Genomic DNA, 11,642 nt, shown 5'->3' with positions numbered 1-11,642 from the left:
TCAGCCCTTCATCATGTTGACGTCTTCGACGGCGATGGAGCCGCGATTACGGTAGAAGACCACCAGGATCGCGAGACCAATGGCCGCTTCTGCGGCCGCGACCGTCAGGATAAACAGCGCGAAGACCTGGCCGACGAGGTCGCCGAGGAAGGTCGAAAAGGCCACCATGTTGATGTTGACCGCGAGCAGGATGAGCTCGACCGACATCAGGATGACGATGACGTTCTTGCGGTTCAGGAAGATGCCGAAGACCCCGAGGGTGAAGAGGATGGCACTGACCGTGAGGTAGTGGGAAAGACCGATTTCCATAATTCTGTTCCTTGACCTCTTGCTCGGCTCAGACGCCCTGGCCCGGCTTGACCTTGACCACCTTGACGGAGGTCTCGGGCGCGCGGGCAACCTGGGCGGAGATGTCCTGGCGCTTGATGTTGGTGCGGTGGCGCAGCGTCAGCACGATCGCGCCGATCATGGCAACGAAGAGCACCAGGCCCGCAATCTGGAAGAAGAAGACGTAGTCCGTGTAGAGCACGTCACCGAGCGCCTGGGTATTCTGACGTTCCGCAATTGCCGGGATCGGCTGGGTGATCGCGTTCATCGCTTCCGGGCTGATCGTGGTGCCGCCGATGACAACCACGAGCTCGACCGCAACGATGAGGCCGATGAGCGCGCCGATGGGTGCGTATTTCGCAGCGCCGGCACGAAGCTCGGTGAAGTCAATGTCGAGCATCATGACGACGAAGAGGAAGAGAACCGCGACCGCGCCGACATAGACGACCAGCAGGATCATCGCCAGGAATTCAGCTCCGGTGAGAAGCAGAAGACCCGCTGCGTTGATGAAGGTCAGAATGAGGAACAGGACCGAATGGACCGGGTTCCGAGCCGATATCACCATGAAGGCCGAAGCCACCGCGACAAAGGCGAAGAGATAGAAAAAGAGAGCCTGAAGACCCATGTTGGTGCCTTTTCATCTTCCCCCGGACGAGGGCCCTGCCCCGCCGCCCGATTAGGCGTGACCGATATCCCCATCGGCACGCCCGTTACAAATTTCATCATGTGCCCCGGCGAAGCCCCGCGCTCCGCCTTAGGCGATCGATCCCGAGGGATCAGCGGTAAGGAGAGTCCATCGCGATGTTGCGCGCGATTTCCCGTTCCCAGCGGTCGCCGTTGTCGAGCAGGCGCGCCTTGTCGAAATAGAGTTCTTCGCGGGTCTCGGTGGCGAACTCGAAGTTCGGTCCCTCAACGATCGCATCGACCGGGCAGGCTTCCTGGCAGAAACCGCAATAGATGCACTTCACCATGTCGATGTCGTAGCGCACCGTCCGGCGGGTGCCGTCGTTGCGGCGCGGACCAGCTTCGATGGTGATGGCCTGGGCAGGACAGATCGCCTCGCAGAGCTTGCAGGCGATACAGCGCTCTTCGCCGTTCGGATAGCGGCGCAGCGCATGCTCGCCACGGAAGCGCGGCGAGACAGGCCCCTTTTCGAACGGGTAGTTGATCGTCGCCTTCTGCTTAAAGAAGTAGCGCATCGACAGGAAGAAAGCGCCGACGAACTCCTTCAGGAAGAGCGAATTGATAGCTTGTGCAATTGCCATCTTATTCTCCAATGCAGCTGAGGTTACGGCCGGGCGTCATCACGCCCAACCCATCAGCTTCAGCACGAATGCCGTGATTATGACCATGGCGAGCGAGATCGGAAGGAAGACCTTCCAGCCAAGACGCATCAGCTGGTCATAGCGGTAGCGCGGAACGAATGCCTTCACCATGGCGAACATGAAGAAGACCATCGACGCCTTCAGCACGAACCAGATGATGCCAGGAACCCAGTTGAGGAACCAGACGTCGACCGGTGGCAGCCAGCCCCCGAGGAAGAGGATCGTGGTCAGCGAGCACATCAGCACGATAGCTGCATATTCGCCGAGCATGAACATCATGTAGGGGGTGGAGCCGTACTCGACCATGAAGCCGGCGACGAGTTCGGATTCTGCTTCCGGAAGGTCGAAAGGCGGACGGTTGGTTTCTGCCAATGCCGAGATGAAGAAGATCACGAACATCGGGAAGAGCGCCAGCCAGTGCCAGTCGAGGAAGGAGGCGGGCAGACCCATCATAGTGCCGAGACCGTTGTTCTGGGCAAGCACGATATCGGTCAGGTTCAGCGAGCCGACGCAGAGCAGGACGGTGACGATAACGAAGCCCATCGAGACTTCGTAGGACACCATCTGCGCTGCCGAGCGAAGTGCACCGAGGAACGGGTACTTCGAGTTCGAAGCCCAGCCACCCATGATGATGCCATAGACTTCGAGCGACGAGACCGCAAAGACGAAGAGGATGCCGACATTGATGTTGGCGATCACCCATCCGGCGTTGACCGGGATGACGGCCCAGGTCGCAAGCGCCAGCGTCACGGCAACGAGCGGAGCGAGCAGGAAGACGCCCTTGTTCGCGCCGGCCGGGATGACCGGTTCCTTGAAGACGAACTTCAGAAGGTCGGCGAAGGACTGGAAGAGACCCCAGGGGCCGACGACGTTCGGACCACGGCGCAGCTGGACGGCCGCCCAGATCTTGCGGTCTGCGAGCAGGATGTAGGCAATGAAGACCAAGAGGCAGACGAGCAGCAGAAGGGACTGCCCGATCATGATGGCCGCCGGCCACACATAGGTGGAAACGAAATTATCCATGGTCCCCTGCCCTTACTCTGCCGCGGCCTTGAAATTGTTGCGGGCCAATGCCGAGCACTCTGCCATGACGGCCGAAGCGCGTGCGATCGGGTTCGTCAAATAGAAGTCTTTGACCGGCGACGCAAACAGAGACTTGCCCATCTTCCCGGGTTTTTTCGCCAGTGCAGCAATATCGGCCGAAGAGCCTGGCGCGATCTCGTCGATCTCGGCGAAATGCGGGTAAGCTTCATAGAGCTGGCCGCGCAGCTGCGACAGCGAATCACACGGCAGCTTCTTGCCGAGCACGTCGGAGAGTGCACGCAGGATCGCCCAATCTTCGCGGGCCTCGCCCGGCGCGAAGCCGGCACGGTTGCCCATCTGGACGCGGCCTTCGGTGTTGACCCAGGTGCCCGACTTTTCGGTGTAAGTCGCACCCGGCAGGATGACGTCGGCATAGTGTGCGCCGTTGTCGCCATGGCTGCCGATATAGACGACGCACTTTGCGGTTTTGGTGGAGAAATCCAGTTCGTCGGCGCCGAGCAGGAAGACGACGTCGAGCGACGAAAGCATGTCACCGGCGGCAACCGCACCTTCGCCCGGCACGAAGCCAAGGTCGAGCGCGCCAACGCGGGCAGCTGCGGTGTGCAGCACGGCAAAACCATTCCACTCGTCGGAGAGCGCACCGACATCGGCTGCAAGCTTGGCAGCGTTTGCCAGAACCGCCTTGCCGTCGGCGCCCGCGAGCGCACCCTGGCCGATGATAACAAGCGGGTTCTTCGCGGCCTTCAGCGTTTCGGCAAAATTGTTCTTGCCCGAGACGAGTTCGCTGAGCGTTTCGGTGCCCGCGCCGAGATATTCGTAAGGATAACGCAGCTCGCCGCCTTCACCGATCACGCCGATCGGCAGGCCGCCACGACGCCAGCGCTTGCGAATGCGGGCGTTGAGCACAGCTGCTTCATAGCGCGGATTGGCGCCAACGATCAGGATTGCGTCAGCGGCTTCAATGCCTTCGATGCCGGCGTTGAAGAGGTAGGTCGAGCGACCGAGCGACGGATCGAGTGCCGTCCCATCCTGGCGACAGTCGGTATTCGACGATCCCAGTGCGTTGACCAGCGACTTCAGTGCGAAGATTTCTTCGACCGAAGCGAGGTCACCGGCGACAGCACCGATCTTGTCGGCGGAGGTCGAAGCCACAGCCGCCTTGATCGTTGCGAAGGCTTCGCCCCAGGTGGCGGGCTGCAGGCGGCCGTCCTTCTTGACGTAGGGGCGGTCGAGACGCTGGGTCTTCAGACCATCCCAGACGAAGCGGCTCTTGTCGGAGATCCACTCTTCGTTGATCTGCTCGTTGACGCGCGGCATGATGCGCATGACTTCGCGGCCGCGGGTATCGACGCGGATCGCAGAGCCGAGGGCGTCCATGACGTCGACCGATTCGGTCTTGTTCAGTTCCCACGGACGAGCGGTGAAGGCGAAAGGTTTGGAGGTCAGCGCGCCGACTGGGCAGAGGTCGACGACATTGCCCTGCAGCTCCGACGTCATCGCCTGCTCCAGATAGGTCGTGATTTCGGCGTCTTCACCACGGCCGATTAGGCCAAGTTCGGCAATGCCGGCGACTTCGGTGGTGAAGCGGACGCAGCGCGTGCAGTGAATGCAGCGGTTCATCACGGTCTTGACCAGCGGTCCGATATACTTGTCTTCGACGGCGCGCTTGTTCTCGGTGTAGCGCGAGCTATCGATACCAAAGGCCATGGCCTGGTCCTGCAGATCGCATTCGCCACCCTGGTCGCAGATCGGGCAATCCAGCGGATGGTTGATCAGCAGGAATTCCATCACGCCTTCGCGGGCCTTCTTGACCATCGGCGTGTTGGTGAAGACTTCCGGCAGTTCGCCGTTCGGTCCGCCACGGATGTCGCGCACGCCCATGGCGCAGGAGGCGGCCGGCTTCGGCGGGCCACCCTTCACCTCGACAAGGCACATACGGCAATTGCCGGCGACCGACAGCCGTTCATGGAAACAAAAGCGCGGAACCTCGGCGCCGGCTTCCTCGCACGCCTGCAACAGCGTGAAATGATCCGGAACCTCGATCTCTTTTCCGTCGATCTTCAGCTTAGTCATATTCGCCTTCCTGCCTCACGCTTCCGCGCATCCTGCCGGGGCATTGCTGCCGCGACTGACAGTCTTCGTCCGCAGCGGATGAAAACTGCCGGTTTTATCCCTCAAGTCCGGCGCATCGCCCCCGCGCGGCCGAACCTTAATCTCACCTGCCTGACCGAGCCTTGCCGCCCGCCAACCGGCGCGCCTGGCCTGCCCAGTCGTCTCGCAGCACGCGGCCGTCGAGACCCAATTCCTTGTCCAGCGCGACAAGCGCCTTCTCATCCATCTCAGCGAGGTCCTTGAGGCGGGTCACTCCCCTGCCCTTCAGAACCTGCTCGACCTTCGGGCCGACGCCATCGATCTTCTTCAGATCGTCGGCCTTGCCGGAGGCCTTTTTCGGCTTCGCGGCCGGCGCGGCGGGCTCGACCTTCGCACTCGGCTGAGCCTTCGCTTTCGGCGCGGCCTTCACCTTCGTTGGAGCGGTCGGCTTTGCAGCGACCTTGGCCTTCGGCGCCGGCTTCGGCTTTTCAGCCTTGGCTGGTGCCGGCTTCACCGGGGCTTCGGCCTTGGCCTTAACCTTCGGCGTGACCGGCTTCTTCGCCTTGACCTCTGCCGGGACCGGTTGAGGCTCGGGCGTCTCGGCGGGCGCCTCTACCTTGCTTTCGGGCTCGGTCGTCTGCTTGGCTTCCGCCGCCTTGCGTTCGTCCTCGAGTTGCCGCGCAATCTGGCCGGCCACTTCCATGGCGCCCTGGATAGAGCCGAGGAAGAGCTTGCTCATCTGCGCCGCCACGCCGAAGCCGAAGGCGGTTGCGGCGGCCATGGCGGCCGCCGGATTGGTCATCAGGTCGTCGAGACCTTCGGGAGCACGAGCATCCGAAGCCTTCTCGTCCGGCCCCTTCTTCCCGCCCTTGTCCGAAGAGCTCGTCATCCCTTTTGTCCCTTACTCTGCCGCTTCCATGACCACCCCGTGGGCGATCGCGTTGCGGGTGTATTGGTCGATGCGCTTTTCCATCTCCGGACGGAAATGCTTGATCAGGCCCTGGATCGGCCAGGCGGCCGCGTCACCCAGCGCACAGATCGTGTGGCCTTCGACCTGCTTCGTCACCTGGAAGAGCATGTCGATTTCCCGCTTCTGGGCATTGCCCTTCACCATGCGTTCCATGACGCGCATCATCCAGCCCGTGCCTTCGCGGCACGGCGTGCACTGACCGCAGCTCTCGTGCTTATAGAATGCCGAGAGGCGCCAGATGGCCTTCACGATGTCGGTCGACTTGTCCATGACGATGACCGCGGCGGTGCCGAGGCCGGAGCCCAGTTCGCGCAGACCGTCATAGTCCATGATGGCGTCCTTCATCTGGGCGCCCGGCACGCAAGGCACCGAGGAGCCGCCCGGGATGACGGCGAGCAGGTTGTCCCAGCCGCCGCGGATGCCGCCACAGTGCTTTTCGATCAGCTCCTGGAAGGTGATCGACATGGCTTCTTCGACCGTGCACGGCTTGTTGACGTGGCCGGAGATCGAAAAGAGCTTGGTGCCGGCATTGTTCGGACGGCCGAAGCTCGAATACCAGGACGCACCGCGACGCAGGATGGTCGGGGCAACGGCAATCGACTCGACGTTGTTGACCGTGGTCGGGCAGCCGTAGAGACCCATGTTGGCCGGGAACGGTGGCTTCAGACGCGGCTGGCCCTTCTTGCCCTCGAGACTTTCGAGAAGTGCTGTTTCTTCACCGCAGATATAGGCGCCGGCGCCATGGTGCACGACGATGTCGATGTCATAGCCGAGCTTGTTGTTCTTGCCGAGCAGACCGTAGTCGTAGCACTCGTCGATCGCTGCCTGCAGGGCTTCACGCTCGCGCATGAACTCGCCGCGGACATAGATGAAGGCATGATGCGCGCCCATGGCGAAGGACGCGATGACGCAGCCTTCGATCAGTGTGTGCGGATCATGGCGCATGATCTCGCGGTCCTTGCAGGTGCCGGGCTCCGACTCGTCGGCATTGACGACGAGGTAGTGCGGACGGCCATCCGATTCCTTCGGCATGAAGGACCACTTGAGACCGGTCGGGAAGCCTGCGCCGCCGCGACCACGAAGACCGGAGGCCTTCATCTCGTTGATGATCCAGTCACGGCCCTTTTCGAGGATTTGCTTGGTGCCATCCCAGTGGCCGCGCGACATCGCGCCCTTCAGGGACTTGTCCTTGAGGCCGTAGATATTGGTAAAGATGCGATCCTGATCTCTCAACATAACCTAACCTCTCAGCGCGGCTTCTTGCCGAAGACCTTGATGTATTCCGCTTCGCCGCCCTTGGCGAGCGCCTTGGCCTGCTTGACCCAGTCGTCCCGCTCGATGCGGCCGGAGAACTTGAGATAGGTATCCACCCACTCGCGCTCTGCCTTCTTCCACTTGGCGATCTGCTCGAACTTGTAAATGCCAAGGCCGTTCAATGTTGCTTCGATCTTCGGACCGACGCCGGAGATCATCTTCAGATCATCAGGCGTTTCCGGACGCTCGATGCCGGCCGGACGGTTCTTCTCGTCCATGACCGACGCAGGAGCCGGCGCGACGTCCTTCTCGACCGGACGGGCCGTGTCGGCGCTGTCGCCCTTCAGCTTGACGTTTTCGGCAGCAGCCTTCTTGGCGGTCGCCGGGGTCTTCAGCTTCGTGTCCGTTTCGGGCGCATCCGTCACGGGCTTTGCAGCATTGGCCGGAGGCACGGCGGCCTCTTCGGTCTTTGCCGGCGCCGGCGTGTCGGTGAAGCGGATCGGCTGGATGTCGTCGGTCAGTGTGGTCGGACCGCCGACCGGTGCCGAGAAGATACGATCGACCTGCGGGCCCGGCTTGATGTCCGCACCCTTGCCCGCCGCAAAGCGATCGATGATGTGCTCGAGCTGGGTGACCGTCAGGTCTTCATAGGCATCCTTGAAGATCATCACCATCGGCGCGTTGACGCAGGCGCCCTGACACTCGACTTCTTCCCAGGACAAGGTGCCGTCTGCGTTGCGTTCGAAGGGCTCCGGATGGATCTTCGACTTGCACACGTGAATGAGGTCTTCCGCACCGCGCAGCATGCAGGGCGTCGTGCCGCAGACCTGGATATGGGCGCGTGTGCCGACCGGCTTCAGCTGGAACTGCGTGTAGAAGGTCGCGACTTCGAGGACGCGGATATAGGGCATGTCGAGCTTTTCAGCGACATACTCGATCGCAGCCTTGGTCACCCAGCCTTCCTGTTCCTGCGCGCGCATCAGAAGCGGGATGACCGCCGATTGCTGGCGGCCCGCCGGATACTTGCGAATGGTGGCCTCAGCCCAAGTGGCATTCTCCGCATTGAATGCGAATGCTTCTGGCTGGAATTGCTCTTCGGCTAGTCGACGAACGGACATACTTCCTCACGCCTTGTCTCAGTTTATGGAACCACACCGCGTATTCGTCACATTGGCGAATTCGCAGGCATAGGCCGAATTGTCTTTCTGAAGGAATACGAAGAGCTTCGAGCCGGTCCAACTGGAGCTCTTGATCTCGTATCCATCCCGGATCAGCTTGGCCATCGACACTGTTTCCCTCGACGAGACAGCACTGTTCTCCTGGGCCACCGCCTGGGTGGCGCCGAGACAGATCAGCACTGCTGCAAGGGTCTTCAGCATCAGCGGTCTACTTCTCCGAAAACGATGTCGAGCGAGCCGAGGATCGCCGAGACGTCGGCCAGCTGGTGGCCGCGGCACAGGAAATCCATGGCCTGCAGATGTGCATAACCCGGGGCGCGGATCTTGCAGCGATACGGCTTGTTGGTGCCGTCGGAAACGAGGAAGACGCCGAACTCGCCCTTCGGGGCTTCAACAGCGGCATAAACCTCACCGGCCGGCACGTGATAGCCTTCGGTGTAGAGCTTGAAGTGGTGGATCAGGCCTTCCATTGAGCGCTTCATCTCGCCGCGCTTCGGCGGAACGACCTTGCCGTCCAGCGACGAGACCGGGCCGGTCTTCGCGTCACCCAGCAGGCGGTTGACGCACTGCTTCATGATCTTCACCGACTCGCGCATTTCGAACATGCGGATTAGATAGCGATCGTAGCAGTCACCGTTCTTGCCGACCATGATGTCGAAGTCGAGGTCGGAATAGCACTCGTAAGGCTGCGACTTGCGCAGATCCCAGGCAGCGCCCGAACCGCGGACCATGACGCCCGAGAAGCCCCAGGCCCAGCAATCGTCGAGGCTGACGACGCCGATATCGACGTTGCGCTGCTTGAAGATACGGTTTCCGGTCAGGAGGTCGTCGATGTCGTCCAGCTTTTCCGGGAACTGATCACACCATTTGCCGATATCCTCGACCAGCTGATGCGGCAGATCCTGGTGGACGCCACCGGGACGGAAATACGCGGAGTGCATGCGGGCGCCGGAAGCGCGCTCATAAAACACCATCAGCTTTTCGCGCTCTTCAAAGCCCCAGAGCGGCGGCGTCAGCGCGCCGACGTCCATGGCCTGCGTGGTGACGTTGAGGAGGTGCGAGAGGATACGGCCGATTTCCGAGTAAAGAACACGGATCAGCTGACCACGGATCGGGATCTGGATGTCGAGCAACTTTTCGACGGCCAGCGAATAGGCATGTTCCTGGTTCATCGGCGCGACATAGTCGAGACGATCGAAATATGGCAGCGCCTGCAGATAGGTCTTGGTCTCGATCAGCTTCTCGGTGCCACGATGGAGCAGGCCGATATGCGGATCGACGCGCTCGACGATTTCACCGTCCAGCTCGAGCACGAGGCGAAGAACGCCGTGCGCCGCCGGATGCTGCGGGCCGAAGTTGATGTTGAAGTTGCGGACGTTGTGTTCGTTCATCAATGCGCTCCGCGCCTTGGGGCCAATAGCCAATAGGCAGTAGGCAGTAGGGCTTTTTTACGTGGTTCGACCATTGCGTTCTTCCTGCAAGCTGCGGATCAGCGATCTCAACATTTTTCCGATTTCCTCACTTGTTGCCATGACGACGTGAATTCTGTCTTTCGACACGAAGCCAAGGCGGGAACTCAGAATGAAATGTGTCTCCAACTCCTTGAGAGAACCCTGGGCTATTTTCAAATGCTGGACGTAAGAGCCCGTAGCATTTCGACCATGACCCTCCGCGATATTGGCTGGGACTGAACTTGCGGCCCGCCTTATCTGCGAGATGAGGCCATACACCTCTTCTCGCGGAAAGTCCTTCGTAACCTCATAGCTCTCCACCGCAAGATCCATCGCGCGTTGCCACACCTTCAGATCTTGGTAGGAATTGATCGTCGTCTGCGTGCTCCTTCTCGTCTACTGGCTATTGCCTATTGCCCAAATCCTATTTCGCCGCTTTTTCATCGCCGGGCAGCACGTAGTCCGTGCCTTCCCAGGGCGAGAGGAAGTCGAAATTGCGGAATTCCTGCTTGAGCTCGACGGGCTCATAGACGACGCGCTTGGCGCTATCGTCGTAGCGAACCTCGACGAAGCCGGTCGTGGGGAAGTCCTTGCGCAGCGGATGGCCTTCAAAACCATAATCCGTCAGGATGCGGCGCAGATCCGGGTGATCGGTGAAGAGAATGCCGTACATATCCCAGGCTTCGCGCTCGAACCAGTCGGCACCGGGGAAAACCGGGCAGGCCGACGGGACCGGCTTGAACTCGCCGGTTGCGACCTTGATGCGGATGCGCAGGTTCTGACGCGGCGACAGCAGGTGGTAGACCACGTCGAAGCGGTCTTCGCGCTTCGGGTAATCGACGCCGCAGATGTCGATCAGATTGACGAAGCCGCACTGGACGTCGTCACGCAGGAAGGTCAGGAGCGGGATTAGGTTTTCCGACTTCGCCGTCAGCGTCAGTTCGCCGAAGCGGATCTCGCTCGACGAAATCAGCGCACCGCGGACCTCTGCGAGGTAGGAAGCGAGCTCGTTCAGGGCTTCACTCATGTTTTCAGTCCCTTCGCCTTACCGCTCGATCGTGCCCGTGCGCCGGATCTTCTTCTGCAGGAGCATCACGCCATAGAGCAGAGCTTCTGCCGTGGGGGGACAGCCCGGCACGTAGATATCGACCGGCACGACGCGATCGCAGCCGCGCACGACGGAATAAGAATAATGGTAGTAGCCGCCGCCATTCGCGCACGAGCCCATCGAGATCACGTAACGCGGCTCCGGCATCTGGTCATAGACCTTGCGGAGTGCGGGCGCCATCTTGTTGGTCAGCGTGCCGGCGACGATCATGACGTCGGACTGGCGCGGTGAAGCGCGCGGCGCAAAGCCGAAGCGCTCGGCGTCGTAACGCGGCATCGACAGCTGCATCATTTCGACAGCGCAGCAGGCGAGACCGAAGGTCATCCACATCAGCGAGCCGGTACGGGCCCAGTTGATCAGCTCGTCGGTCGAGGTGACGAGGAAGCCCTTGTCGGCGAGCTCATTGTTGATCTCGCCAAAGAAGCGGTCATCGGCGCCAACAGGCTTGCCGGTGTTGGGATCGATGATACCCTTCGCCTGCGGCGCGATCATCGTCGTATCGGACTGGATCACTCCCATTCGAGCGCCCCCTTCTTCCATTCATAGATAAAGCCGACGGTGAGAACACCGAGGAAAACCATCATCGACCAGAAGCCGAACCAGCCGATTTCACCGAAAGACACTGCCCAGGGGAACAGGAAGGCGACTTCGAGGTCGAAGATGATGAAAAGGATCGATACCAGATAGAACCGGATGTCGAACTTCATGCGGGCATCGTCGAACGCGTTGAAGCCGCACTCGTAGGCCGACAGCTTCTCCGAATCGGGCGCCTTGTAGGCGACGGCAAAAGGCGCCACCAGGAGCGCAATACCGATGATCAAGGATATGCCGATGAAGATGGCGATCGGAAGGTAAGAACCGAGCAGTTCAGTCATCATATCACCCTGCTTGTCT

14 protein-coding genes are annotated in these 11,642 nt (G+C 60.9%); all 14 read right to left on the bottom strand.

Features of this window, described 5'->3' with window-relative positions; all coding sequences use genetic code 11:
• Nucleotides 1-309 carry an NADH-quinone oxidoreductase subunit NuoK gene (nuoK, locus tag QWE_RS17900; RefSeq protein ID WP_006727580.1) on the bottom strand — a complete coding sequence of 103 codons (309 nt, stop codon included), beginning with the start codon at nt 307-309 and terminating at the stop codon, nt 1-3.
• A gap of 28 nt (nt 310-337) precedes the next feature.
• Complete coding sequence (locus QWE_RS17895) at nt 338-952, bottom strand: NADH-quinone oxidoreductase subunit J (protein ID WP_006727579.1); 615 nt, start codon at nt 950-952, stop codon at nt 338-340.
• 151 nt (nt 953-1,103) lie between these two features.
• Nucleotides 1,104-1,592 (bottom strand): NADH-quinone oxidoreductase subunit NuoI, encoded by a 489-nt coding sequence (gene nuoI, locus QWE_RS17890; RefSeq protein ID WP_006727578.1) that lies wholly within the window; start codon nt 1,590-1,592, stop codon nt 1,104-1,106.
• A gap of 39 nt (nt 1,593-1,631) precedes the next feature.
• The gene (nuoH, locus tag QWE_RS17885) at nt 1,632-2,675 is read right to left on the bottom strand and encodes an NADH-quinone oxidoreductase subunit NuoH (RefSeq protein ID WP_006727577.1); all 1,044 of its coding nucleotides are present in this window, start codon (nt 2,673-2,675) and stop codon (nt 1,632-1,634) included.
• Between the two features lie 12 nt (nt 2,676-2,687).
• Nucleotides 2,688-4,769 carry an NADH-quinone oxidoreductase subunit NuoG gene (gene nuoG / locus QWE_RS17880; protein WP_006727576.1) on the bottom strand — a complete coding sequence of 694 codons (2,082 nt, stop codon included), beginning with the start codon at nt 4,767-4,769 and terminating at the stop codon, nt 2,688-2,690.
• Between the two features lie 142 nt (nt 4,770-4,911).
• Nucleotides 4,912-5,676 (bottom strand): hypothetical protein, encoded by a 765-nt coding sequence (locus QWE_RS17875; RefSeq protein WP_006727575.1) that lies wholly within the window; start codon nt 5,674-5,676, stop codon nt 4,912-4,914.
• Between the two features lie 12 nt (nt 5,677-5,688).
• Entirely contained in the window at nt 5,689-6,993 is a 1,305-nt protein-coding gene (gene nuoF, locus QWE_RS17870) for an NADH-quinone oxidoreductase subunit NuoF (RefSeq protein ID WP_006727574.1), read from the bottom strand.
• Between the two features lie 11 nt (nt 6,994-7,004).
• Entirely contained in the window at nt 7,005-8,129 is a 1,125-nt protein-coding gene (nuoE, locus tag QWE_RS17865; RefSeq protein ID WP_006727573.1) for an NADH-quinone oxidoreductase subunit NuoE, read from the bottom strand.
• Nucleotides 8,130-8,147: 18 nt separating this feature from the next.
• Nucleotides 8,148-8,390: a hypothetical protein gene (locus QWE_RS17860; RefSeq protein WP_006727572.1), complete on the bottom strand. Its 243-nt coding sequence runs from the start codon at nt 8,388-8,390 to the stop codon at nt 8,148-8,150.
• The gene (locus tag QWE_RS17855) at nt 8,390-9,580 is read right to left on the bottom strand and encodes an NADH-quinone oxidoreductase subunit D (protein WP_006727571.1); all 1,191 of its coding nucleotides are present in this window, start codon (nt 9,578-9,580) and stop codon (nt 8,390-8,392) included. Before QWE_RS17855 ends, QWE_RS17860 begins: the two co-directional genes overlap by 1 nt.
• Nucleotides 9,581-9,637: 57 nt before the next feature.
• Nucleotides 9,638-10,012, bottom strand: a complete 375-nt coding sequence (locus QWE_RS17850) for a four helix bundle protein (RefSeq protein ID WP_040300470.1) — start codon at nt 10,010-10,012, stop codon at nt 9,638-9,640.
• Nucleotides 10,013-10,064: 52 nt separating this feature from the next.
• A complete protein-coding gene (locus QWE_RS17845) occupies nt 10,065-10,667 on the bottom strand; it encodes an NADH-quinone oxidoreductase subunit C (protein ID WP_006727569.1) in 603 nt (200 codons plus the stop codon).
• Nucleotides 10,668-10,685: 18 nt separating this feature from the next.
• Complete coding sequence (locus tag QWE_RS17840; RefSeq protein ID WP_006727568.1) at nt 10,686-11,267, bottom strand: NuoB/complex I 20 kDa subunit family protein; 582 nt, start codon at nt 11,265-11,267, stop codon at nt 10,686-10,688.
• A complete protein-coding gene (locus QWE_RS17835; protein WP_006727567.1) occupies nt 11,258-11,623 on the bottom strand; it encodes an NADH-quinone oxidoreductase subunit A in 366 nt (121 codons plus the stop codon). Before QWE_RS17835 ends, QWE_RS17840 begins: the two co-directional genes overlap by 10 nt.
• Between the last annotated feature and the right edge of the window lie 19 nt (nt 11,624-11,642).

The sequence above is a fragment of the Agrobacterium albertimagni AOL15 genome (genome assembly GCF_000300855.1).
Classification (GTDB): domain Bacteria; phylum Pseudomonadota; class Alphaproteobacteria; order Rhizobiales; family Rhizobiaceae; genus Allorhizobium; species Allorhizobium albertimagni.
Note: the sequence above shows the minus strand (reverse complement) of the source record. Positions and strands in the feature narration are given on the sequence as shown.

Excerpts from the sequence above, each read along its gene's own strand:
- nuoK (WP_006727580.1), bottom strand. The coding sequence starts at position 309 with ATGGAAATCGGTCTTTCCCACTACCTCACGGTCAGTGCCATCCTCTTC.
- QWE_RS17895 (WP_006727579.1), bottom strand. The coding sequence starts at position 952 with ATGGGTCTTCAGGCTCTCTTTTTCTATCTCTTCGCCTTTGTCGCGGTG.
- nuoI (WP_006727578.1), bottom strand. The coding sequence starts at position 1,592 with ATGGCAATTGCACAAGCTATCAATTCGCTCTTCCTGAAGGAGTTCGTC.
- nuoH (WP_006727577.1), bottom strand. The coding sequence starts at position 2,675 with ATGGATAATTTCGTTTCCACCTATGTGTGGCCGGCGGCCATCATGATC.
- nuoG (WP_006727576.1), bottom strand. The coding sequence starts at position 4,769 with ATGACTAAGCTGAAGATCGACGGAAAAGAGATCGAGGTTCCGGATCAT.
- QWE_RS17875 (WP_006727575.1), bottom strand. The coding sequence starts at position 5,676 with ATGACGAGCTCTTCGGACAAGGGCGGGAAGAAGGGGCCGGACGAGAAG.
- nuoF (WP_006727574.1), bottom strand. The coding sequence starts at position 6,993 with ATGTTGAGAGATCAGGATCGCATCTTTACCAATATCTACGGCCTCAAG.
- nuoE (WP_006727573.1), bottom strand. The coding sequence starts at position 8,129 with ATGTCCGTTCGTCGACTAGCCGAAGAGCAATTCCAGCCAGAAGCATTC.
- QWE_RS17860 (WP_006727572.1), bottom strand. The coding sequence starts at position 8,390 with ATGCTGAAGACCCTTGCAGCAGTGCTGATCTGTCTCGGCGCCACCCAG.
- QWE_RS17855 (WP_006727571.1), bottom strand. The coding sequence starts at position 9,580 with ATGAACGAACACAACGTCCGCAACTTCAACATCAACTTCGGCCCGCAG.
- QWE_RS17845 (WP_006727569.1), bottom strand. The coding sequence starts at position 10,667 with ATGAGTGAAGCCCTGAACGAGCTCGCTTCCTACCTCGCAGAGGTCCGC.
- QWE_RS17840 (WP_006727568.1), bottom strand. The coding sequence starts at position 11,267 with ATGGGAGTGATCCAGTCCGATACGACGATGATCGCGCCGCAGGCGAAG.
- QWE_RS17835 (WP_006727567.1), bottom strand. The coding sequence starts at position 11,623 with ATGACTGAACTGCTCGGTTCTTACCTTCCGATCGCCATCTTCATCGGC.